This window comes from Lysinibacillus sp. NPDC097287 (genome assembly GCF_044761695.1).
In the GTDB taxonomy this organism is placed as follows: Bacteria; Bacillota; Bacilli; order Bacillales_A; family Planococcaceae; genus Lysinibacillus.
Genome location: NZ_JBIWCX010000002.1, coordinates 391,284 through 413,038 on the forward strand (window position 1 = coordinate 391,284; position 21,755 = coordinate 413,038).

Annotated in this window: 24 protein-coding genes and 2 riboswitches; of the genes, 20 read left to right on the plus strand and 4 right to left on the minus strand. The window is 41.3% G+C overall.

Going from position 1 to position 21,755, the window contains the following annotated elements; translation table 11 throughout:
- Window positions 1-54: 54 nt before the first annotated feature.
- Genes ACIQ2D_RS04905 through ACIQ2D_RS04920 form a run of 4 tightly spaced genes read right to left on the minus strand, consistent with a single transcriptional unit; the run spans window position 55 to window position 2,711 of the window.
- Entirely contained in the window at window positions 55-912 is an 858-nt protein-coding gene (locus tag ACIQ2D_RS04905) for an energy-coupling factor ABC transporter ATP-binding protein (RefSeq protein ID WP_402860254.1), read from the minus strand.
- A complete protein-coding gene (gene cbiQ / locus ACIQ2D_RS04910; protein ID WP_402860257.1) occupies window positions 909-1,682 on the minus strand; it encodes a cobalt ECF transporter T component CbiQ in 774 nt (257 codons plus the stop codon). The genes ACIQ2D_RS04905 and cbiQ overlap by 4 nt, the downstream gene beginning before the upstream one ends.
- Before the next feature lie 5 nt (window positions 1,683-1,687).
- Complete coding sequence (locus tag ACIQ2D_RS04915) at window positions 1,688-1,960, minus strand: energy-coupling factor ABC transporter substrate-binding protein (RefSeq protein ID WP_402860260.1); 273 nt, start codon at window positions 1,958-1,960, stop codon at window positions 1,688-1,690.
- A gap of 1 nt (window position 1,961) precedes the next feature.
- Window positions 1,962-2,711: an energy-coupling factor ABC transporter permease gene (locus ACIQ2D_RS04920; protein WP_402860263.1), complete on the minus strand. Its 750-nt coding sequence runs from the start codon at window positions 2,709-2,711 to the stop codon at window positions 1,962-1,964.
- Between the two features lie 387 nt (window positions 2,712-3,098).
- A riboswitch (cobalamin riboswitch) is annotated at window positions 3,099-3,282 on the minus strand.
- Window positions 3,283-3,532: 250 nt separating this feature from the next.
- Window positions 3,533-3,713: riboswitch (cobalamin riboswitch) on the plus strand.
- A gap of 139 nt (window positions 3,714-3,852) precedes the next feature.
- Between ACIQ2D_RS04920 and ACIQ2D_RS04925 the strand changes: the two genes are divergently transcribed.
- The 20 genes from ACIQ2D_RS04925 to ACIQ2D_RS05020 all read left to right on the plus strand — a co-directional run bounded on the left by ACIQ2D_RS04925 (window position 3,853) and on the right by ACIQ2D_RS05020 (window position 21,745).
- The gene (locus tag ACIQ2D_RS04925; protein WP_402860266.1) at window positions 3,853-4,224 is read left to right on the plus strand and encodes a (2Fe-2S) ferredoxin domain-containing protein; all 372 of its coding nucleotides are present in this window, start codon (window positions 3,853-3,855) and stop codon (window positions 4,222-4,224) included.
- A 7-nt stretch (window positions 4,225-4,231) separates the two neighbouring features.
- Entirely contained in the window at window positions 4,232-5,893 is a 1,662-nt protein-coding gene (cobJ, locus tag ACIQ2D_RS04930) for a precorrin-3B C(17)-methyltransferase (RefSeq protein WP_402860269.1), read from the plus strand.
- Window positions 5,894-5,907: 14 nt separating this feature from the next.
- The gene (locus ACIQ2D_RS04935; RefSeq protein ID WP_402860272.1) at window positions 5,908-6,789 is read left to right on the plus strand and encodes a sirohydrochlorin chelatase; all 882 of its coding nucleotides are present in this window, start codon (window positions 5,908-5,910) and stop codon (window positions 6,787-6,789) included.
- On the plus strand, window positions 6,786-7,568 hold the full coding sequence (gene cobK / locus ACIQ2D_RS04940; RefSeq protein ID WP_402860275.1) for a precorrin-6A reductase: 783 nt from the start codon (window positions 6,786-6,788) through the stop codon (window positions 7,566-7,568). Before ACIQ2D_RS04935 ends, cobK begins: the two co-directional genes overlap by 4 nt.
- Window positions 7,558-8,217: a precorrin-8X methylmutase gene (locus ACIQ2D_RS04945; RefSeq protein ID WP_402860278.1), complete on the plus strand. Its 660-nt coding sequence runs from the start codon at window positions 7,558-7,560 to the stop codon at window positions 8,215-8,217. Before cobK ends, ACIQ2D_RS04945 begins: the two co-directional genes overlap by 11 nt.
- The gene (locus ACIQ2D_RS04950; RefSeq protein ID WP_402860281.1) at window positions 8,217-9,350 is read left to right on the plus strand and encodes a cobalt-precorrin-5B (C(1))-methyltransferase; all 1,134 of its coding nucleotides are present in this window, start codon (window positions 8,217-8,219) and stop codon (window positions 9,348-9,350) included. The genes ACIQ2D_RS04945 and ACIQ2D_RS04950 overlap by 1 nt, the downstream gene beginning before the upstream one ends.
- Window positions 9,325-10,527, plus strand: a complete 1,203-nt coding sequence (cbiE, locus tag ACIQ2D_RS04955) for a precorrin-6y C5,15-methyltransferase (decarboxylating) subunit CbiE (RefSeq protein ID WP_402860636.1) — start codon at window positions 9,325-9,327, stop codon at window positions 10,525-10,527. The genes ACIQ2D_RS04950 and cbiE overlap by 26 nt, the downstream gene beginning before the upstream one ends.
- Window positions 10,520-11,227: a precorrin-2 C(20)-methyltransferase gene (gene cobI, locus ACIQ2D_RS04960; protein ID WP_402860284.1), complete on the plus strand. Its 708-nt coding sequence runs from the start codon at window positions 10,520-10,522 to the stop codon at window positions 11,225-11,227. The genes cbiE and cobI overlap by 8 nt, the downstream gene beginning before the upstream one ends.
- Entirely contained in the window at window positions 11,227-12,012 is a 786-nt protein-coding gene (gene cobM, locus ACIQ2D_RS04965; protein WP_402860287.1) for a precorrin-4 C(11)-methyltransferase, read from the plus strand. The genes cobI and cobM overlap by 1 nt, the downstream gene beginning before the upstream one ends.
- Window positions 12,005-13,126, plus strand: coding sequence for a cobalt-precorrin 5A hydrolase (locus ACIQ2D_RS04970; protein WP_402860290.1), 1,122 nt, complete (start codon window positions 12,005-12,007; stop codon window positions 13,124-13,126). Before cobM ends, ACIQ2D_RS04970 begins: the two co-directional genes overlap by 8 nt.
- 11 nt (window positions 13,127-13,137) lie before the next feature.
- Window positions 13,138-14,505, plus strand: a complete 1,368-nt coding sequence (locus tag ACIQ2D_RS04975) for a cobyrinic acid a,c-diamide synthase CobB (protein ID WP_402860293.1) — start codon at window positions 13,138-13,140, stop codon at window positions 14,503-14,505.
- Window positions 14,498-15,136 carry a precorrin-2 dehydrogenase/sirohydrochlorin ferrochelatase family protein gene (locus ACIQ2D_RS04980; RefSeq protein WP_402860296.1) on the plus strand — a complete coding sequence of 213 codons (639 nt, stop codon included), beginning with the start codon at window positions 14,498-14,500 and terminating at the stop codon, window positions 15,134-15,136. The genes ACIQ2D_RS04975 and ACIQ2D_RS04980 overlap by 8 nt, the downstream gene beginning before the upstream one ends.
- Window positions 15,133-15,903 carry a uroporphyrinogen-III C-methyltransferase gene (gene cobA, locus ACIQ2D_RS04985; protein WP_402860298.1) on the plus strand — a complete coding sequence of 257 codons (771 nt, stop codon included), beginning with the start codon at window positions 15,133-15,135 and terminating at the stop codon, window positions 15,901-15,903. Before ACIQ2D_RS04980 ends, cobA begins: the two co-directional genes overlap by 4 nt.
- Window positions 15,904-15,915: 12 nt before the next feature.
- A complete protein-coding gene (locus ACIQ2D_RS04990) occupies window positions 15,916-16,479 on the plus strand; it encodes a nitroreductase family protein (RefSeq protein WP_402860301.1) in 564 nt (187 codons plus the stop codon).
- A 15-nt stretch (window positions 16,480-16,494) separates the two neighbouring features.
- On the plus strand, window positions 16,495-17,031 hold the full coding sequence (locus tag ACIQ2D_RS04995) for a cob(I)yrinic acid a,c-diamide adenosyltransferase (RefSeq protein WP_402860304.1): 537 nt from the start codon (window positions 16,495-16,497) through the stop codon (window positions 17,029-17,031).
- 12 nt (window positions 17,032-17,043) lie between these two features.
- A complete protein-coding gene (locus ACIQ2D_RS05000; RefSeq protein WP_402860307.1) occupies window positions 17,044-18,549 on the plus strand; it encodes a cobyric acid synthase in 1,506 nt (501 codons plus the stop codon).
- Window positions 18,546-19,382 (plus strand): class I SAM-dependent methyltransferase, encoded by an 837-nt coding sequence (locus ACIQ2D_RS05005; protein WP_402860310.1) that lies wholly within the window; start codon window positions 18,546-18,548, stop codon window positions 19,380-19,382. Before ACIQ2D_RS05000 ends, ACIQ2D_RS05005 begins: the two co-directional genes overlap by 4 nt.
- Before the next feature lie 463 nt (window positions 19,383-19,845).
- Entirely contained in the window at window positions 19,846-20,235 is a 390-nt protein-coding gene (locus tag ACIQ2D_RS05010; RefSeq protein ID WP_402860314.1) for a GntR family transcriptional regulator, read from the plus strand.
- Window positions 20,232-20,921 (plus strand): ABC transporter ATP-binding protein, encoded by a 690-nt coding sequence (locus ACIQ2D_RS05015; protein WP_402860317.1) that lies wholly within the window; start codon window positions 20,232-20,234, stop codon window positions 20,919-20,921. Before ACIQ2D_RS05010 ends, ACIQ2D_RS05015 begins: the two co-directional genes overlap by 4 nt.
- Window positions 20,918-21,745, plus strand: a complete 828-nt coding sequence (locus tag ACIQ2D_RS05020) for a hypothetical protein (RefSeq protein WP_402860320.1) — start codon at window positions 20,918-20,920, stop codon at window positions 21,743-21,745. The genes ACIQ2D_RS05015 and ACIQ2D_RS05020 overlap by 4 nt, the downstream gene beginning before the upstream one ends.
- Window positions 21,746-21,755 lie beyond the last annotated feature (10 nt).

Sequence of the window (21,755 nt, forward strand, 5' to 3'; positions counted from 1 at the left end):
GAGTCTACGCGCATTTTCACCTTTATATCAAAAAATAGAATACTATCTTTTCTTTTAGGACAACCCCATACTTTTTTTAAGTTGTTCAATTAGTTGTTGCAGATCATGCTTAGAACGAGGTAAGGGAATATTTTTGTCGAATAACTTTTTATTTTGTAAAGTGATTGCCATTTCAAATACCCAAGGTCGTTCCAGGTGTGCTCTTTCTAGTACATCTTCTTGATGGAAGAGTGTGACTGGATCACCGTTATAAATGATTTGACCTTCTTCCATCACAAGGATAATATCAGACCACTCATAAGCAAGCTGAATGTCGTGGGTGGCAAGTAAAATTGTACGTTCGCCGTTTTCTAATTTAGCTAAGTATTGTAGTACTTGTGCGGCATAATAATTATCTAATCCTGCAGTGGGCTCATCTAGCAGTAATACAGAAGGCTCCATCGCAAGGACACCAGCCATTGCGACGCGTTTTTTCTGCCCAACACTTAAGAAGTGAATGGGCTTTTCGAGTAAATCTTCAACCTCTGTTTGTGCGACGGCCCAAGCGATATTTTCTTCAATTTTTTCCGCGGACCAACCGAGATTGAGTGGACCGAAGGCAATGTCTTGCTTGACCGTACCAGAAAAAAGCTGATTGTCGGCATCTTGGAACACGATTCCGACTTGTTGACGCAATAGTTTTAACGCTTTTCTGTTATAGCGTAGTTTTTCCCCACAAAATGAAATACTGCCCGATGTTGGTTGGAATATTCCGTTTAAATGCTGAAATAATGTCGATTTTCCAGCGCCATTATGACCTAGAATTGCGATTTTCTTCCCCTTAGGAATTTGTAGCGTAATATTCGTCAATGCATGTGTACCGTCTGCATAGGTATACGATAAATGCTTGAGATCAAAGTAAAGTTCCGTCATGAGATAATCCCTCCAGAAATGACGAATAATATGGCAATCCCAGCGATACAGAGCCAGTTTTTCTTGCTATAAGCAGCAGTTTCCTGCCAGTAAACAGGCTCACCACCACGTGCCTGCATCGCGTTATTTAATTCACGACTACGCTGGAACATTTCTGAAAATAATGCCGCAATTAGCATTGATGCAGAGCGCAGCCACTGCATAGGCGAATGGTAGCCGAGTCGTGCTTGCTGGGCAAGGTGGATTTTTTGCATGCTTTCTAAAAAGATGAAAATGAAGCGATACGTTAATTCTACTAATTCAACGAATAGCACTGGTAGACGCCATTGTCGTAACACATAGCAAATTGACTGCACCGACGTCGTTAATATTAAAAAGTAGAGACAGCTAATGCTACCAAGCACGATGAAAAATAGCTCCTGTGCCGTTGCAACACTTGATGTACCGATAAAGATCGTCCATGTACTCAGTTGGAAATCCAAAATGTGTGACGGCAAAACACTAGAAGAAGGTGCAATAGAAACCAAAATTGTCACTATGCTCGAGAGTAGGAAAAACCCTGGAAGCAGTAGTAGTTTTGCATAATACGTAAAGGGGATTTTTGCGGCTAAAATGATAAAAGCACTCATTACGATAAATGTAATGAGTGAAATATGTTCATCTCGAATAAAAAGCGACAGTAGTAGTAACCCAAGTGAAAACGTCATCTTTTCTAGTGGATGAACAGATGCTAGTTTATTCATGTAAGCATATTTATCAATGAGTAACATCGCTGTTAACCTTCTTTATGTTTGCCGCGCATGAAACCGATAAAATAGCCGATAAAACCAGCACCGATTGCAGCTTGTAGCACGAATAATAAGCTCTCAATTTCACCACTTGGTGGCTCCCAAATACTTTCAAACCATGGCTCATACTCTGCGTTAATTTCACCAATTGCTGCTTCTGCTTCTCCATCAGCACCACCGAATTCAGCGCCCTTTTGTATGAATAGGGGAAGGATGGCAAGGAACACGACAATTCCTAGTAACAGTAAATTTTTTTTCATCTTAATGTGCCTCCTTTGCTGAGAATACACGTAATGCTTTTAATTCGCGGACGTTGTATTTTTTCAGGAAGTTCATGACAATTACCGTTAAAATCCCTTCACTAATTGCAAGTGGAATTTGTGTTAAGGCAAAGATACTAGCAAATTTAGTGAGTGAAGCCATAAAGCCACCAACTTCAGATGGGAAAGCAAGTGCAAGTTGAACAGATGTCACAATATATGTACCTAAATCACCAAGCATAGCTGCAAAGAATACAGCTAGTGAGAATGATAAGCCAATCTTTTGTGCCCCTTTAAAAATAAAATAGACGATAAACGGTCCGACAACGGCCATTGAGAAGACATTTGCTCCTAATGTTGTTAGCCCACCATGTGCTAAAAGTAAAGATTGGAATAATAATACGATTGTACCGATCACGCTCATTGCTAATGGTCCGAATAAAACGGTACCAAGCCCAACACCTGTAGGATGTGAGCAACTGCCTGTTACAGAAGGGATTTTTAGAGCTGATAAGACAAATGCAAAGGCACCTGAAAGGCCTAGCATCATTTTAGTTTCCGGATTCTCATCTATTGTTTTACGAATAGAACGTAATCCTAAAATAATAAATGGAATCGATACGACCCACCAAAAAATTGCCCATTCAATCGGCAAAAAGCCTTCCATAATGTGCATAGCAAATGCACGATTTGGCACCATGATAAATGCCAATAAGAAATAACTAAGCTTCCAAATTGAAAATTTCACCATTCTTCCTCCTTTTGTTTTATTGATTCATCACCAAAGGTCGTGGATGACATTTGACGAAAGTGCATATTGATTTTAAACTGCCAGTTGATTGTAGTGGAGACTGGGCGACTCCTGGGGGATTAGCGTCCCAGATGAGACCCTGGAGCGAGCATAGCGAAACTGTGTTTTGTTGCGAAAGCGAAGCGTCAGCAACCAGTGAAGCGGCTCTTCGGACGCCCCCCGGAAAGCGCCCAGTCGGAACGGAAATCAACCCTAAGTTATGGTGATGAATCTTTTTTAGCGTGTGCAATAAAAAAAGCACTTCTCCTTTTTGGAAAAGTGCATAGCTGAAAAAAAGCAAATGAAAAACGATTTGCTAAGCTGCACACCTATCCGCGTAGGTTGAAACTTGTCACGTATTTTTTGGCAGGTCTCCTGGCTTTAGTTCATCGTTTTATAGGTCTTCCCATCCGTTGGACAGTGACATATCTATAAAAACTCCCTAGTACAGTGGCGGGACCGCGCCGGACTTGAACCGGCTTCCCTTTTAAGTAAAATGTAAGCATCTTACACCAAAAAATGTTATTGTTGTGAGTTTTCAGGACAAAGTGTAACACGGCTCAAGGAAAATAATCCATCCCTTTTTGGAAAAATATTTATTTTCAGTAAGTTTGATGTAGAAAATTCTGATAAATTAAAGCAAAGTCAGGTAGTATTCTAGGAAATATTTGTCGAAAAATTATGGAGAATAGAACATTTTAAAAAAGAGATGTTGAAATTTTAGAATAATGAGCTATGATAGAAACAGTTTTTATTAATATTTTAACAATCTAAAAATTTAATATAATTACATCTATAAGTGCTCGAAATCGTTCGAGATAATAGGGAAATCGGTGCGAATCCGGTACAGCCCCCGCTACTGTAATAGCTGATGAAATCGCAAATGCCACTGGTGCAAACTTGGGAAGGTGCGAAAGTAAAATGAAGCTTAAGTCAGGAAACCTGCTTAATTGATGGCATGCAAACTTTTCGGAGGGAGAAGTTGAAGCGAGGGCGGGAATCTGTATATATCCGTGTTCATTCGGCTTCAATAAAACCTTTACTCTTCGTCTTGAGTGAAGGTTTTTTTCTTTTTCCTAGAAGGAATGAGGGGAGAAATACTTTGACAACATGGAATTTAGAAGGCATGAAAACGCATCTTTTTATCTGCAATGGCAGTAGTTGCATGAAAAAAGATGGGGAAGATATTACACAGGTGATTCGAGATGAAATACAAACACTGGCACTTGATAAAGAAATACATACGACAAGAACACGTTGTAATGGCAGATGTAAGGATGCTTGTGTAGTTATTGCATATCCGCAGGGCAATTGGTACCGAGTGCCAACGACTGAACATGCAAGAGCGCTTGTACAAGATTTACATCATGAATCTTTACATAGCGAGCATGTGTTTACACTAAGTGAAGGTACGTTACAACGAACAGCACAAACGACTGCTATTAAAGGGATTGAGAAAGTGAAAGAGGGGTAATTGGACAGTGCAAAAAGGAAAAATTTTCGTTGTTGGCTTTGGCCCGGGCGATTTCAAACATATTACAACGCGTGCTGTAGAGGCACTGCAACAAAGTGAATTTATTATTGGTTATAAAACATATGTGGAATTGATTGAAGATTTAGTTAGCGCAAAATCCATTGTAAGTACGGGAATGACTGAAGAAGTATCACGTGCGCAAGAAGCCGTTCGTCAGGCAGAAGCGGGAGGGATCGTGTCGGTCATTTCCAGTGGAGATTCTGGCGTATACGGAATGGCCGGGCTGGTCTATGAAGTGTTAATCGAGCTTGGTTGGACAGAAGCGACTGGTATTGAAGTAGAAATCGTCCCTGGTATTTCTGCTATTAATTCTTGTGCCAGTTTACTAGGCGCACCGATTATGCATGATTCATGCACGATAAGTTTAAGTGACCATTTAACGCCGTGGAATTTAATTGCGAAGCGTGTGGAAGCCGCGGCAATGGCCGATTTTGTTATCGCATTGTATAACCCGAAAAGTGGCCGTCGTACGCGTCAAATTGTAGAAGCACAACGTATTTTACTAGAGTATCGTTCGCCAGATACACCTGTTGGACTTGTGAAAAGTGCTTACCGAGATCGTCAGGAAGTAACGATGACAACATTATCAGACATGCTCAATCATGATATCGGAATGCTGACAACGGTTATTATCGGGAACTCTTCAACGTTCTTCTATGACAATAAAATGATTACACCAAGGGGCTACCAACGTAAATATACGCTTGGTGATGAGAAACAACCATTACGACCACATCAGCGCTTAAAAGAAGAAGCTGAACCGTGGGCGATGAATCAAGAAACAGGCGCAGCACGTACTGATTTTGCAGCAGATCCAAATGCGGGGCGAGTGACGTCGATAACAGCAGCCCCGCCAGTGAAAAAAAAAACAACACTTGAAATGGCAACCGCAGCACTAGCAATGGTGAAGGGGACTAGTGCGGTTAAAGTATCACCAAAATTAGTCCAGCAAAAAATAGAGTCGATTTTTGAGCTAGCTGTTAGTCCAGGTGTGGCGAATAAATTTTTCACGCCTGCACAAATGATGATGTTAGCCGAAGTAGTTGGAGAAGAAGGGACAATGGAGTATACACCAGACCATCAAATCCATTTAAAAATCCCAACAACAGAGCCGTCTGAAATTACAGCCAAGCTACGTAGTGTAGGCTTCTTACTTGCACCAATCGGGGATGTGCTATCACTAAAAGCTTGTGACTTCTGTTACGGCGAAAAGGCAGATTCAATTCCATATGCAGAGGAAATCCAAGAAAAACTAGGTGGTTTAGCATTACCAAAAACACTGAACATTGGTTTTAACGGCTGTGGTATGGCGTGCTATCGTGCAGTGTTCGATGATATTGGCATTGTTTATCGAAAAAGTAAATTTGATGTCTTTATTGGGGCAAAGCCAGTGGGTCGTACAGCTCATGCTGCACAACCTGTTGTAGAAGGCTTAGAACCTGAACAACTCATTCCACTGATTACAAATATTATCGATGAATATAAAGCAAATGCACATCCGAATGAACGCTTGTTTAAATATTTCAAACGTGTGAAAAAGATTTTACATTTTAACTATCAAGATATGTCTTCAAAAATAGAAGTAGAGCCAGCTCCGTGCGGCGACTAGTGAGGAGAGCAAAGATGAAAGCAATTTTATTTGTCGGCCATGGTAGCCGTTTAGCAGCAGGAAATGATGAGGTACGTTCATTTATTGAACAAATGACACCGAGAATTGATCAAGATTTTTTAGTGGAGACATGCTTTTTAGAGTTTGCCACACCAAATATTGAGCAAGGGATTACGAATTGCGTGAAAAAGGGCGCAACTGAAGTACATGTTATTCCAATTATCTTGCTACACGCAGGGCATTCGAAATTGCACATTCCAGCAGAAATTGAGCATGCACGTGAGCATTATCCAAATGTTCACTTTACGTATGGCCAAACGATTGGTATTCACGAAGAGATTTTTACAATTTTACAAGATCGTTTAGCAGAGACTGGCTTTGACACAGAGGCAAACCATGAAGATACAGCGATTTTACTAATTGCACGTGGCGGTAGTGATCCATACGCGAATGGCGATTTTTATAAAATCACACGTTTGCTTTGGGAGAAGCTACCTGTGCAGTACGTTGAAAGTGCCTTTATGGGCGTTACAGATCCTCGAGTGGAAGAGGGCATTGAGCGTTGCGTGAAACTAGGTGCCAAGAAAATCATCATGCTACCGTACTTTTTATTTACAGGTATCTTAATGGAACGCATGCACGAGATGCGTCAGCAATTTAACGAAAAATATCCTGAATGTGATATTCAGATTGCGGATTATTTCGGCTATCATGAGCGTTTGCAAAATGTCCTATTAGAGCGTATTGAGCAAGCGGTGAATGGTACTTCTACAGGTATGCAAGATTTAGAAAATTACCGAGCTTACGCAGAGGTACATGGTCACGCACACCATCACCATCATCACGACCATGATCATGACCACCACGATCACCATCATGAGGAGCCAGTGAAATGATTTTCATGTTAGCAGGTACGAGTGATGCAAGGAGCTTAGCGCTTGAATTGAAGGAAGTGAGCTTTGATGTGACAGCGACTGTTGTCACAGAATCGGCGGCGACAAGCCTTGAAGAAGTCGGCCTTAAGCATTTAGTCGGTCGGTTAACGGCACAGGAAATGTCGATGATTTTAACGGAGCAAGGCTACAAAATCGTTGTTGACGCTTCTCATCCATTCGCAGAGGAAGCTTCAAAAAATGCAATGGCTGCGGCCAAAATGGCAAATGTTCCATACATTCGCTATGAACGTGCCCATGAGCAATATGCACATCCACTCATTACAGTCGTCAAAGATTACGAGGCAGCCGCGCAGTTAGCAGCTGAAAAACGTGGTGTCATTATGCTGACAACGGGCAGTAAAACACTTGCGACCTTTACAAAAGTATTGCACGGGTTAGAAAATACTCGCCTGATCGCACGCATGCTTCCACGACTCGACAATATGGAAAAGTGTGACGCACTTGGTGTGGCGCAAAAGGATATCGTCGCCATTCAAGGCCCCTTTTCAAAGGAATTGAATGAAGCATTGTTCCGTCAATATGACGTGACTTTAATGATTACAAAAGAAAGTGGCAAGGTCGGTTCTGTCGATGAAAAGCTTGAAGCGGCACTGGCTTGTAATATTGAAACAATATTAATTGCACGACCAAATATAAAATATGGACAGCAATATTCTACTTTTGAAGAGGTAGTACAAGCTGTCACAGACACTTTAGGAGGCAACACAAATGGACTTTAAAACAGATTTCAAACCACTAACAGTAGACCCAGATAAAATTTATGATTACAGCTTTGCGATTATTGCAGAGGAAATGGGTGAGCATAACTTCACTGAAGATGAATGGAAAGTTGTCCGTCGTATTATTCACGCATCAGCTGACTTCGAATTAGGACGCAGTGTGATTATCACACCGGGAGCACTTGAAGCGGGCGTTAAGTCAATTCTTGCGGGCCGTCATGTTATTGCAGACGTGCAAATGATTGAAAGTGGCTCTGGTAGAAAACGATTCCAAAAACATGGTGGAGATTTACACTGCTATATCGCAGATGAAGATGTTTCGATTGAAGCGAAAAAGCAAAATACAACACGTGCGATTATTTCTATGCAAAAAGCGGTGAGCTTACACGAGGGTGGAATTTATGCCATTGGTAATGCGCCAACTGCTCTACTTGAGTTAATTCGCTTAATTAAAGAAGGGATTGCAAAGCCGGATTTAATTATTGGGATGCCTGTTGGATTTGTTTCAGCTGCTGAGTCTAAAGAAGAGTTACTGAAAATTGAAGGAATTCCGTACATTACAAACGTTGGCCGTAAAGGCGGTAGTACAGTAACGGTTGCAGCACTTAATGCCATTTCTATTTTAGCGGACGAACAGGCGAAAAAGTAATGGAACGGAAGGCAAAAAAGGATCCCAAAGATATGCGTCATGGTTACACAACGGGAGCCTGTGCAACAGCTGTCACGAAGGCAGCGCTTACTGCCCTCATTACGAATGAAGAGCAGGAAACGAGTACGATTCATTTACCTGTTGGGCGTGATGCGACTTTTACCATTGAAAAATGTACTTTTGACGGCAATGAAGTAAGCTGTGAAACGATTAAAGATGCTGGTGATGATCCAGATGCTACTCATAAAGCGCTTATTATTGGGACAGTCAGTTGGACAGATAAACCTGGTATTCATTTAGACGGAGGTATTGGCGTCGGGCGTGTCACAAAGCCCGGTTTACCTGTACCTGTAGGTGAAGCAGCTATTAATCCGGTACCACGTAAAATGATTCTCGGTACTGTCCAAGAAGTGCTTGAAACATTTCAAGTTGCACGTGGGGTAAATGTTGTGATTTCAGTACCGCTGGGTGAGGAAATGGCGAAGAAAACGTTGAATGGACGGCTCGGCATAATCGGTGGTATTTCGATATTAGGCACAAGGGGAACCGTCGTGCCTTTTTCGAGTTCTGCGTATATGGCAAGTATCGTGCAAGCCATCAGTGTTGCAAAAGCAGCAGGCTGTGAACATCTCGTTGTAACGACAGGAGGGCGCAGTGAAAAATATGCAATGGCGCAGTATCCAGAGTTGCAAGAAGAAGCGTTTATTGAAATGGGTGATTTTGTCGGCTTTACACTGAAGCATTGTAAACGACAAGGCATCAAGCAAGTATCTCTCGTTGGCATGATGGGAAAATTTTCAAAAGTTGCACAGGGTGTCATGATGGTGCATTCAAAAAGTGCTGGCATTGACTTTAATTTTTTGGCGCAGCTTGCTAGTGATGTAGGTGCAGATGAAGAAACACAAGTAGAAGTTCGAGAAGCAAATACAGCATCACAAGTCGGTGAAATTATGGCAGAAAAGGGCTATGATGATTTCTTTCATCGCCTGTGTGAAGCTTGTTGCTATTCCTCGTTGCATCATATTAAGGGCGGCATGATCCTCGCAACATCGATTTATTCGATGAAAGGACAATTATTAGGAAGGGCTGAGAATATTGCATCCATCGATGAAATTGATTGGGATCGGGGATAACGGACTGGAAAGCTTACTGCCACAATACAACCAGTGGATTGAAGACAGTGAGGTACTTGTCGGCGGAGAACGTGTACTTGGATTTTTCCCAACATATACAGGAGAAAAAATCGTGATTAAGGGTGGCCTATCAACACTTGTAGAAAGACTAGCAGCCGAAACACGTAAAATCGTCATTTTAGCGTCAGGTGATCCGTTATTTTACGGAATCGGAGGCTATTTAGCGAAGAAGCTAGACATTGAGGTATACCCGTATATGAGCTCGATGCAATTGGCGTTTTCTAAAATGGGTGAGAGTTGGCAAGACGCCTACGTGACAAGTATTCACGGGCGCTCGATGAAGGGGTTGGCTCAGCGGATAGATGGCAAGAAAAAAGTCGCACTTTTAACGGATGCAGACAATAGTCCAAATGCACTCGCACGTTATTTAAAGCATTTTGGTATGACAGAATATCGCGCATTTGTAGCGGAAAATTTACAAGGTGCCAACGAAAAATGTGGCTGGTACTCATTAGATGAGTTAGAAGAAGCTGATTTTTCGCCACTAAATGTTGTGATTTTAAAGCAAATGGAAGTGCCGAAACGTTATGCACTCGGCATTGACGACGAAGAATTTTCGCAACGTAAGCCAGATAAAGGGCTAATTACGAAAAAGGAAATTCGGGTACTAAGTCTACATGCTATGCAAATACAAAAGGATAGCACTGTGTGGGACGTTGGAACATGTACGGGATCAATGGCGATTGAAGCAGGGAAGCTTGCACCAGAGGGACAAGTGTTTGCGGTGGAGAAAAATGCACCAGACCTTGAAAACTGTCTGCAAAATCAGCAGAAATTCCGCGTAGATATTACAGTAATTCATAGTAAAGCACCAGCAGGACTGGAAAACTTCCCAGATCCAGATGCGATTTTTATCGGGGGAACGGGTGGCGAGATGGTAGAGCTACTCAAGCTTTGCTGCAACCGCTTGAAGCCAAATGGTCGTATTGTTTTAAATGCGGCGACGATCGAAAATTTATATAAAGCGGTGGAAGCATTTAAGGCATGTGGCTTTGCAGTAGATATTTTACAAGCGCAGCTTGCTCGCAGTAAACCGATTTTAGATATGACAAGATTTGTACCACTCAATCCAATTTACATTATTTCGGCACATCGAAAGGAAGAAAATCATGAGTAACTTAGGTATTTTATATGGTTTAGGCGTTGGCCCTGGAGATCCAGAGTTAATTACAGTAAAGGCATTTCGCATCATTCAAGAGTCACCAGTAATTGCTTATCCGAAAAAATTAAAAGGTAGTAAAAGCTATGCGCACCGCATTGTTGAAGTCTATATTAATCCAGAAGAAAAGGATATGTTGGGCCTTGTGTTTCCAATGACGAAGGATGCGGCTGTACTTGAACGTGAATGGACGAAATCTGTAGAGTTAGTATATGGTAAATTACAAGAAGGCAAAGATGTGGCGTTCGTTACAGAGGGGGACCCACTTTTATATAGCACGTTCATACATATGATGAAGCTGATGCAAGAGATGCATCCGGATGTGGAAATTCGTACAGTACCTGGTATTTCATCATTTAATGGATCAGCTTCGCGTCTTGGTATTGCGCTTGCAGATGGCGACGATCATGTTGCGATTATTCCTGCGCACGATGATTATGATGCAATGCGTCAAGCAATCGAAAGTCATGATGCCGTTGTCTTCATTAAAGTGGCGAAAGTCATTGATTTGATGCTAGAAGTACTGCGTGATTTAGATTTACTCGATAAAGCCTCAGTTGTGACAAAAGTGACATCAGATGAAGAAATCATTTGGGATGTCCGCGAGCTAGACGGCGTCGATTTAGAATATTTAACGTTAATGGTGGTGCGTAAATAGTGAAGAAGGTTTTTATAGTTGGTGCTGGTCCTGGAGATCCGGATTTAATTACGGTGAAGGGCTTACAGATTTTACAAACAGCTGATGTTGTCATGTACACAGATTCTTTAGTGAATGAGGATTTAATCGCGAAGGCAAAACCGGGAGCGGAAGTTATTCGTACTGCAGGTATGCATTTAGAAGAAATGGTCGATGTGATGGTAGATCATGTAAATGCAGGTAAAGTTGTCGCACGTATGCATACCGGAGATCCTGCAATGTATGGGGCGATTATGGAACAAGTGGCACTGTTAAAGAAACAGGATATTGGCTATGAAGTAATACCTGGGGTGAGTTCTGTATTTGCATCCGCAGCGGCAATTGGTGCAGAGTTAACAATTCCTGATTTAACGCAAACACTGATTTTAACCCGTGCTGAAGGACGTACGCCGGTGCCTGAATTTGAAAAACTTCGTAGCTTGGCAAGTCATCATTGTACAATTGCGCTGTTCTTAAGTGCAACGTTAACGAAGAAAATTGTGAAGGAACTACAAGGTGCGGGCTGGGCAGACAATACACCAGTTGCGGTTATTCAACGTGCGACGTGGCCAGATCAAAAAATTGTTCGCACGACGTTAATTGAGCTAGATGAAGCAATGCGCGTGAATGGCATCCGGAAGCATGCCATGATTTTAGCAGGCTGGGCATTAGACCCGGATATCCATGACAAGGATGAATATCGATCGAAATTATACGATGCAAGCTTTACGCACGGCTTCCGTAAAGGTGTGAAGACAAGTGATTGAGTTACAAGAAGGCGTATTACCAGAGGTCGACCAGCAACATCCATATGCAATCGTAGCCATTACTAAGCATGGTGTGCAGCTGGGGCGAAAAATACAACAGTCATTTTCGCAAGGTGACCTCTATTATATGGGGAAATTCGAGCATGGTGACGAGGAGCAAAAACATATTCAAATGTTTACGGGTACAGTGCGCTTGCTCCTCCCAACTTTGTTTAAGCAATATAAAGGATTAATTTTAATTATTTCACTCGGTGCAGTCGTTCGTATGATTGCGCCGATTTTACAGGATAAGAAGACAGACCCAGGTGTCGTTGTTATTGATGATCGTGGTGAAAATGTCATTAGTGTACTCTCTGGCCATTTAGGTGGCGCCAATGAATTAACGCATGAAGTAGCTGCTGTAATGGGGGCAAATCCAATTATTACAACTGCATCAGATGTGCAAAAAACGATTCCAGTTGATTTATTCGGTTCGCGTTTTGGTTGGGTGTGGGAAAGTGATGAGAAATTAACACCTGTTAGTGCTTCTGTTGTTAATGAGGAGCATGTTGCCATCGTACAGGAAACTGGTGAGCGAAATTGGTGGATGCGTGATACGCCGATGCCAGAACAAATAAAAGTGTATCCATCGACACAAGCGGCAATTGCCGTAAACCCTCATGCGACGTTACTCATTACTGACCGTATCATTGAACCAGAAGAAGAAGTACTACTTGAAAATGGTGTGATTTATCGCCCGAAATCAGTGGTTCTTGGGATGGGCTGTAATCGTGGAACATCAATTGAAGAAATTGAACAAGTCATAGATGAAACACTTGCTGAACTAAAGCTATCGAAAAAAAGTGTCAAAGCACTTTGTACGATTGATTTAAAGAAAGACGAGCAGTGCTTTATCGATATTACTAAAAAATACGACTGGGAATTCATCACGTATACACCAGCCGAATTGAATGAAATTGATTTTCCAACACCGTCTGATACGGTGTTTAAATATACAGGCGCGTACGGTGTGAGTGAACCAGCAGCGATGCGTTACGCCCAGGTTGAGACATTAATTTTACAAAAGAAAAAATCAGGCAATGCAACGATTTCTGTTGCGAGACGCCCATTTTAAGGAGGAATTGCATGGAAACAAATCGCTTTGTACTTGCCGGGACGGGTAGTGGTGTTGGTAAAACGACATTTACAATTGGTCTCATGAAGGCATTACAGGATAAAGGGAATATCGTGCAAGGCTTTAAATGTGGTCCTGATTATATTGACCCGACCTATCATACAGCAGTGACAGGACGTGTATCGCGTAATATTGATAGCTGGATGTTTGCGCATGAGGCAGTGCGTGATATTGTGGCACGTGCAAGTAAGGATGCGGATGTTTCGATTGTTGAAGGTGTCATGGGCTTTTATGATGGCAAAAGCCCTTTATCAGATGCAGGGTCAGCTGCTGAAATCAGTGTCGTTACGGAAAGTCCTGTGATTTTAATTGTCAACTGCGCGAGCATGGCAAGAAGTGTTGCTGCTGTTGTAAAGGGATTTCAACTGCTGTCCGATAAGCCGAATATTGTTGGTGTCATAGCCAATCAAGTCGGTAGCGTTGGGCATTATGAAATTGCTAAAGCGGCCATTGAACAGGAATGTGGTATTCCAGTCATTGGGTATTTAAAGCGTGAGGCAGACATTGATATTCCTAGCCGTCATTTAGGGTTAATCCCTGCAATTGAGCGTGGAGAGCTAGATACCTTTTTTGATAAGCTTGGTGCATTAATGGCTGAAACGATTGATTTAGAGCTGCTTCTTGCTTTAACAAAAGCACCAGTACTTGAAGAAACGGGAACTCTATTTGTTAAACAACCACAACAAGATGTGTGTATAGCGGTAGCGAAAGATGCAGCATTTAACTTTTATTATGAGGAAAATTTAGCATTGCTACGCGCGAAAGGTGCGACGTTGCAGTTTTTCTCTCCATTAGCGAATGAGCCTGTACCTGCTGAGGCAGATGGGCTATATATCGGTGGGGGGTTCCCGGAAGAATTTGCACAAACACTTGCACAAAATGAAGTTGCCAAGCAGTCGATTCGTGAAGCGATACACAAAGGCTTGCCGACATTGGCAGAATGCGGAGGCTTTATGTATTGTACAAAAGCTATTACGAATAGTTCTGGTGAGCGCTATGAGATGCTTGGTGTTATTCCGGGTGAGGTAGCGATGCAAACAAAACTCGCGGCACTTGGGTATCGCGAGATTTTTGGCACAGAGGGTAACTTTTTAATAGAGGCGAATGAAGAAGCGAAAGGGCATGAATTCCATTTTTCGAAATACAGCGGAGAGCATGCAACACCTGCTTATGAAACGAAGGGGCGATTCGGTAAAAAGCAGGAAGGCTATAACGTAAACAACTTAGTAGCTGGCTATACACATTTTCATTTCGTATCAAATCCACAACTCGTGGACAATTGGATTACAGCATGTAAGAAGGTGAAAAACGATGACTAATTATTTTCCAATACATTTAAATATCGAGTATAAAACGGTTGTTATTGTTGGCGGGGGGCATGTTGCAACGCAAAAAGTGGCATCGTTACTACCAGCAAAAGCAAATATCGTAATTATCAGTCCTACATTGCAAGAAACACTGGTGCCACTTGCCGAGAACGGTGAAATTACATGGCGTGAAAAAGAATTTGAGCCACGTGATTTAGATGATGCCACAATGATTATTGCGGCAACGAATGAACCATCTGTCAATGATGCCGTGCAAGAAGCTGCGCAACACTGGCAGCTGTTGAATCGTGCAGATGTACAAGGGACAAGTGATTTTATTACACCAGCAACAGTACGTCGCGGGCCACTCGTTTTAACTGTTTCAACGTCAGGAGCAAGCCCTGCATTAGCACGAAAAATAAAAAAAGATTTAGAACAGCAGTTTGATGATGTCTATGAAGATTATGTACATTTTTTACAGCAAGCACGCTTGATGGTTACTGCTGCGATCGAAAAGGGTGAAAAGCGTACTAAGGCTTTAAAAGCTTTACTTGAACCGTCTTTATTAGAATGGACACGCAGTGGTGACATCGACAAACGAGAAGTTTATTTACAACAATTATTGACGGGAGAATCACTATGAGTAACGGAGTAGTTTATTTAGTTGGAGCGGGTCCTGGTGATCCGAAGTTAATTACCGTATATGGCCTTGAATGTATTCAAAAGGCTGATGTGATTGCCTATGATCGCCTCGTTAATCCTAAATTGTTGAACTATGCAAAAAAAGATGCAGAACTCATTTTTTGCGGAAAATTGCCCGGGAAACATCACTTAATTCAAGATGAAATACATGAACTGCTTGTCGCAAAAGCGAAAGAAGGAAAAGTTGTAACACGCTTAAAAGGTGGAGATCCATTCGTTTTTGGACGTGGTGCAGAAGAAGCGGAAGTATTAAAAAATCATGGTATTCCTTATGAAGTTGTCCCGGGCATTACAGCGGGAATTGCCGCACCAGCATACGCAGGAATTCCAGTTACACATCGTGATTTTGCCACAAGTTTTGCACTTGTCACGGGTCATGGCCGCGAAGAAAAAGGGCAAGACTTTTTAAATTGGCCTGCGCTTGCAACAGGAATTGATACGGTTGCTTTTTATATGAGCGTGGGCAATATTTCATATATTGCGAGAAAACTTATTGAGCATGGACGCAAAGCAACAACTCCTGTTGCGGTCATTGAGTGGGGCACTACAGACAACCAACGTACGATTACAGGGCAACTCGATGAAATCGCAAACATCATTGAACGTGAAGGTTATCATAATCCTTCAATGATTGTCGTTGGAGATGTTGTTAATGTACGGGAGAAAATCCAGTGGTTCCAAGAGCAACAACTAGAAATTACGCAATAAGGGGAGATCAAAATGTCAGTCATCAAAGCATTAAAACAAAGACGAGCGATCCGTAATTACACGACACAGCCTGTTGAAAAAGAGAAGATTGAGCAAATCTTACAAGCAGCCACTTACGCGCCAAATGATAGAATGCGCGAGCCTTGGCATTTTTACGTTATGCAAGGTGAAGCGATGAACCGCTATGAAGAAATGGCGGCAGCATATTTACAAGAACGTTTTCCGACAAAACCTAATTTAGTTGAGAGCTCATTAAAAGTTGTGCAAACGACACCAGTTGCCATTGTTGTGACGTCAGATATTGTTGAAGGTGATACAGATGCAACAGCAGATAATGTTTTTGCTGTAAGCAGTGCCATTATGTCAATGTGGCTAGCTGCAGAAGAACTAGGACTTGGATTTGTATGGCGTACGCGTGGTGTTGGGCTTGTACATGATACACGTATGCATGATTTTATCGGTGCAAGTGATATACAAAAAGTAGTAGGGACGATTTTTATAGGATATCCAGAAGAGCAAGAGTTACCAGAAAAGAAACGTACTTCATTTGAAAAGAAAACAACTTGGCTCGCTTAGAGGAGATGAGAATATATGGCTAGAAAAGGCTTATTTTTAATGTACACAGGTGAAGGGAAAGGGAAAACAACTGCCTCACTAGGTGTTACTTTGCGTGCAGTAGGACGCGGCTTAAATGTACGCTATATGCAGTTTATCAAATCCCCTGAGCGTACATATGGAGAGCAAATTGCTCTTAGTAAGCTTGGTGTTGAGATGGAACAGATGGGGATAGGCTTTACGTGGACGAAAACGCCAGAAGAACACCGAGTAGCCCTTGCAAAGGCTTGGAAAAAAACGAAAGTAGCTTTGCAAGATGACAGTATCGACTTGCTTGTTTTAGATGAACTCAATAATGCACTTGCTATTACAAAATTCCCTGTCGATGATGTATTACCTTTAGCTGAAGTGATCGAGGCTATTCAAAACCGACCAGCAACGATGCATCTTGTCGTAACTGGACGTAGTGCAAATCCAGCACTTATGGCAATGGCAGATTTGGTGTCAACAATTGATGCGACGAAACATTATTATGATGAAGGAATACCGGCTGTAAAGGGACTTGAGTTTTAGGGGGGGACAGAAATGCCTGCAAAGTCAATTATGATTCAAGGAACGGCTTCAGATGTGGGGAAAAGTATGATTTGTACTGCACTTTGTCGTATTTTTTCGAATGACGGTCTGCGCGTAGTGCCATTTAAGTCACAAAATATGGCACTCAATTCGTTCGTGACAGAGGATGGTGGAGAAATCGGTCGTGCACAAGGTGTACAGGCGGAAGCAGCGCGTGTGGTCGCTACGACGGATATGAACCCAATTTTATTAAAACCAAAGCAAGAGATGATGTCAGAAGTAATTGTACATGGTAAGCATTTCTTAGATATGGATGCAAAAAGCTATCGCAATAATTTTGTCAGTGAAGCAATGCCTATCGTAGAACAATCCGTACGGAAATTACAAAATACATATGATGTCATTGTGCTAGAAGGTGCGGGGAGTCCAGCTGAAATCAATTTGAAAGACCGTGATATTGCCAATATGCGCATGGCACATTTAGCCGATGCAGCGGTTGTTTTGGTGGCAGATATTGATAGGGGTGGCGTCTTCGCTTCTATTATTGGGACGCTAGCGCTTTTAGATGAGGCTGAGCGTGCTCGTGTGAAAGGCATTGTGATCAATAAATTCCGTGGTATGCGTGAATTACTGGATGACGGCCTTACTTGGCTTGAAGAGGAAACAGGAATTCCTGTCCTTGGCGTAGTACCGTATATGGATGTCAATATCGAAGCGGAAGATTCCCTAGCACTTTCTTCACTGCGATTTAAAAAACCAAAAAAAGATGAGTTTGAGATTGATGTTGCGATGATTCGTTTGCCACGCATTTCGAATTTTACGGATGTCGATCCATTTTTTGATGAGCCGGAGGTTGGTGTTCGTTTAATTGCGAATGTGACTGAGCTTGGTACACCAGATCTATTGATTGTGCCGGGAACGAAGAGTACAATGGATGATTTAGCGTGGTTAAAGGCACAAGGATTTGAGATGGCTATTGAAAATTTGCGTGCAAAAGGTACGAAAATTATCGGTATTTGTGGAGGCTTCCAAATGCTTGGGGAAACGTTATTAGACCCTGATGCAGTAGAAGGAAATGGTGACAATGCACAAGGGCTAGCGTTATTGCCAATTGAAACAATCTTTGTAGGCGATAAAAAAACAGTACAGATGTCGGGCAAGTTAACCGGAAGTGATATGAGGTTAACTGGTTATGAGATTCATCTCGGACGTACGGCGATTTTGCGTGAGGAAGTAGAACCTTTTTTACAATTAGCAGATGGACGTGTTGACGGGGCTGTGAGTAAAGATGGGCAAGTAATCGGTTCGTATTTCCATGGACTTTTCCATAATCGTCAATTTACGCGAAAACTCGTTAATGAATTGCGTGTAAAAAAAGGGTTAGCAGTGCTACCAAGTGATGTGAAGAGTGATGCAGAACGCCGAGAAGATGCCTATAATATGCTGGCTAAACATGTGCGTGCAAATTTAGATATGGAAAAAGTGTATGAACTGCTTAATTTAGAGGTGAAAGCATGACAAGAAAAGGCCCACTCGCTTTTAATTATGAAGCATTATGGCAAGAAGGTATGAAAGATTGGCACGGGAAAATGCCAGAACGAATGGTAGATGATTCGTTAGAAGAACAATTTTGGGCTCAGTCAATTGCACGTAAAAAAGTAGGACAAACCGACCCATATGCGACACGTATTTTTGAAGCGATACGCGAAAAAATTGAGCCGCAACAATCTGTTTTAGAGATTGGACCAGGCTGGGGGAATTACACATTTCCACTTGCAGATTATGCAGAGAAGCTAACATGCGTTGATAGTTCCAAAAGTGTACTAGCATACTTAGAAAGCTGTTTAAATGATCAGGAGCATGTGAGCTATGTTCATGAGAAGTGGGAAGAGTTGGGCGAAGATACGCTAGAAGCGCATGATGTGGTAATCGGGGTAAATTGCTTTTATCGTATGTTTCACATTAAAGAGGCGCTTCGTCATATGAACCGCCTTGCGAAAAAGCGTGCCATCATTGGGATGACGACAGGTCCGATTCAGCCACATTATCAGGTATTACATGAACGATATGGTTATGATATCAAGTTTCCACGTAGAGATTATATTGAGTTTTTGAATCTACTCTATGAAATGGATATTTATGCGGAATGTGAGATTGTTAAACTTAAACGTACATATGAATACGATTCTTATGAACAACTCATTAAGACGCAAAGTAGTAAAATTTTATCTGATGGCTATCAGCGGGCGCACGTTGAAGAGGCGTTAGCTCCATTTATTGAAGAAGTAGATGGGCGCTATTTTTATCGTCACGATTTCCATGCAGCACTTGTTTCTTGGGAGCCGAAATAGTGTCAATCACACATTGAATAAGATAATCAACTGTATTCCTCTTACTATTAAGTGGAATACAGTTGTTTTTTATAGAGGTAAGGCAGCCCTGGCAACGTCCAATTCACTAGAGTATTTTCGATTAATAGGGAAAATTGATGTGGATGTGCAATAAAGTTTGATAAAAACCGTTTAAGTCCTATCGTTTTTAATCTCTATGAGTTTTTTGAGATTAATTTCCACGAAATCAGTTGCCATAAAATGTGTATTAAGTATATAATGCACTTTAAAGGGTGTATTACTTGTTTAATACATTTTTTTGATGTAGGTGTATTAAGTGGTTAATACACATAGTGGGTTAGTGGTTGCAATGACTAAATGATATAGAACGTACTTCTTTAGAAAAGTGCATAGCCTATCATTATGCGTAGTGTGTATTAAGAGTTTAATACGCGAAAATATGATTTTCTAGGAGTTGAGTGTATTGAATGTAAAGTTTAATAATCGGGATCCACTTTATGTTCAGGTTATCCGGCATTTTAAAGAGCAAATCGCCAAGGGATATTTTGAACCAGGTCAGGAGATTCCATCAAGAAGGGAACTAGCCAATCAGCTGAAGATTAACCCCAATACCGCACAACGAGCTTATAAGGAAATGGAGGAACAAGGATTGATTTTTACTGAGGGAAATATGCCAAGTTGTATTACGAAAGATGAAGGAGTCCTTAAAAGTGTCCGTGAGGAATTGATTATCGAAGCGGTTGACTTATTTTTAGGTTCTATAAAATCCATCAATGTGCCGTTATCCGAAGTGTTGGAACTAGTTGAGAAAAAGTACGATGCCGAAAGCGGGGAAGCGGAGGAATCGAAATGATAGAAGTGAAAAATGTCAAGAAAAAATACGGCAGAAAACAGGTTTTAAAAGGTATCTCTTTCACGGCTAAAAAAGGTGAAATTACTTGTTTAATCGGGATAAACGGAGTAGGGAAGACGACAATTATGAAAGCGATTATGGCCCTCACGCCGATTAATAGCGGTGAAATTTTGATAGATGGGGAAAAAATCAGGAAAGAAAGCTATGACAAAATCACCTTTATACCGGATACAATCACGATGTTGCCACAAATGAAAATTGCTGAAGCCTTCGCGTTTATGGCGGATTTTTATAAAAGCTGGAATCCACAAAGGGCTGAGGAGCTGTTGAAATTTTTCAAACTAGACCCTACCGAACGGATTGCCAATTTATCGAAGGGGAATACAGCTAAAGTCAACATGCTATTAGGTTTGGCACTGGATGTGGACTACTTACTGATGGATGAACCATTCTCAGGTATTGATATTTTTTCCCGTGAACAAATTGCAGAAGTGTTTACAAGCCATTTGATTGAAGATCGTGGTGTAATTCTCACAACCCATGAAATTAATGATATTGAGCACTTGATAGATAGAGCAGTGCTTATTGATGAAGGTGAAGTTTTAAAGGACTTTAGTGTAGAGGAAGTACGTGAGAATGAAGGGAAATCAGTCGTTGATGTGATGCGGGAGGTGTATCGTAGATGAAAAGTTATATAAAACTTGTTAATTTCGAAATAAATAGATTTTTCAAATTGTACCTAATTCTAATTGGATTGACAGTTGTCTCTCAGCTCATCGGTGCGGTTATTGTCTCAAAAGGATATATAAAAAATGCAAATCAGGTGATGTATGAAAATCAACTTTCAGTGAGTCAATATATTGAGCAATACAGTGTGTTTTCTTTTAGCCATCTCGCTAATTCTGGTTGGTTTATATTGCCGATTGTTTTTTGTATCGCCATGTTGATGATTTATGTTTTCTTTATTTGGTATCGGGATTGGTTTGGGAAAAATACGTTCATTTACAGATTATTAATGTTGCCGACTAGAAGAATTAATATTTATTTCGCCAAATTGTCTACCGTTATGTTTTTGGTATTTGGTTTTATAACCTTACAAATATTATTGATTCCTATCGAAATGCAGATTGTAAAAAGTATTATACCGGCAGATTTCAGAACGTATTTGCCACTTTCCGCAATCTATAATATAGATATGTTGGCCTTTCTATATCCGAACACATTCAGAGGATTTCTCCTGATTTATGGAATAGGGCTAGTTTTTGTAGCAATAATTTTCACAGCCATATTGATAGAGCGAAGTTACGGTTTAAAAGGTATTTTCATTGGAGTCGTTTATGGAGTGATATCGTTCGGTGTACTTATTACGCCTTTAATATTGACAGGCATTTATACACGCTATTTTTACCCACATGAAATCTATCTAATGGAACTGGTAACAAGTATGATTATTTTAGGAAGCGCCATTTGGATCGCGAATCAGTTGCTGAAAAATAAAATAAGGGTCTAACGGGGGGGAT

What these genes read in the sequence shown, in the direction of transcription:
- ACIQ2D_RS04905 (WP_402860254.1), bottom strand. Translation starts at nt 912, where the DNA reads ATGACGGAACTTTACTTTGATCTCAAGCATTTATCGTATACCTATGCA.
- cbiQ (WP_402860257.1), bottom strand. Translation starts at nt 1,682, where the DNA reads ATGTTACTCATTGATAAATATGCTTACATGAATAAACTAGCATCTGTT.
- ACIQ2D_RS04915 (WP_402860260.1), bottom strand. Translation starts at nt 1,960, where the DNA reads ATGAAAAAAAATTTACTGTTACTAGGAATTGTCGTGTTCCTTGCCATC.
- ACIQ2D_RS04920 (WP_402860263.1), bottom strand. Translation starts at nt 2,711, where the DNA reads ATGGTGAAATTTTCAATTTGGAAGCTTAGTTATTTCTTATTGGCATTT.
- ACIQ2D_RS04935 (WP_402860272.1), top strand. Translation starts at nt 5,908, where the DNA reads ATGAAAGCAATTTTATTTGTCGGCCATGGTAGCCGTTTAGCAGCAGGA.
- cobK (WP_402860275.1), top strand. Translation starts at nt 6,786, where the DNA reads ATGATTTTCATGTTAGCAGGTACGAGTGATGCAAGGAGCTTAGCGCTT.
- ACIQ2D_RS04945 (WP_402860278.1), top strand. Translation starts at nt 7,558, where the DNA reads ATGGACTTTAAAACAGATTTCAAACCACTAACAGTAGACCCAGATAAA.
- ACIQ2D_RS04950 (WP_402860281.1), top strand. Translation starts at nt 8,217, where the DNA reads ATGGAACGGAAGGCAAAAAAGGATCCCAAAGATATGCGTCATGGTTAC.
- cbiE (WP_402860636.1), top strand. Translation starts at nt 9,325, where the DNA reads ATGAAATTGATTGGGATCGGGGATAACGGACTGGAAAGCTTACTGCCA.
- cobI (WP_402860284.1), top strand. Translation starts at nt 10,520, where the DNA reads ATGAGTAACTTAGGTATTTTATATGGTTTAGGCGTTGGCCCTGGAGAT.
- ACIQ2D_RS04975 (WP_402860293.1), top strand. Translation starts at nt 13,138, where the DNA reads ATGGAAACAAATCGCTTTGTACTTGCCGGGACGGGTAGTGGTGTTGGT.
- ACIQ2D_RS04980 (WP_402860296.1), top strand. Translation starts at nt 14,498, where the DNA reads ATGACTAATTATTTTCCAATACATTTAAATATCGAGTATAAAACGGTT.
- cobA (WP_402860298.1), top strand. Translation starts at nt 15,133, where the DNA reads ATGAGTAACGGAGTAGTTTATTTAGTTGGAGCGGGTCCTGGTGATCCG.
- ACIQ2D_RS04990 (WP_402860301.1), top strand. Translation starts at nt 15,916, where the DNA reads ATGTCAGTCATCAAAGCATTAAAACAAAGACGAGCGATCCGTAATTAC.
- ACIQ2D_RS04995 (WP_402860304.1), top strand. Translation starts at nt 16,495, where the DNA reads ATGGCTAGAAAAGGCTTATTTTTAATGTACACAGGTGAAGGGAAAGGG.
- ACIQ2D_RS05000 (WP_402860307.1), top strand. Translation starts at nt 17,044, where the DNA reads ATGCCTGCAAAGTCAATTATGATTCAAGGAACGGCTTCAGATGTGGGG.
- ACIQ2D_RS05005 (WP_402860310.1), top strand. Translation starts at nt 18,546, where the DNA reads ATGACAAGAAAAGGCCCACTCGCTTTTAATTATGAAGCATTATGGCAA.
- ACIQ2D_RS05015 (WP_402860317.1), top strand. Translation starts at nt 20,232, where the DNA reads ATGATAGAAGTGAAAAATGTCAAGAAAAAATACGGCAGAAAACAGGTT.
- ACIQ2D_RS05020 (WP_402860320.1), top strand. Translation starts at nt 20,918, where the DNA reads ATGAAAAGTTATATAAAACTTGTTAATTTCGAAATAAATAGATTTTTC.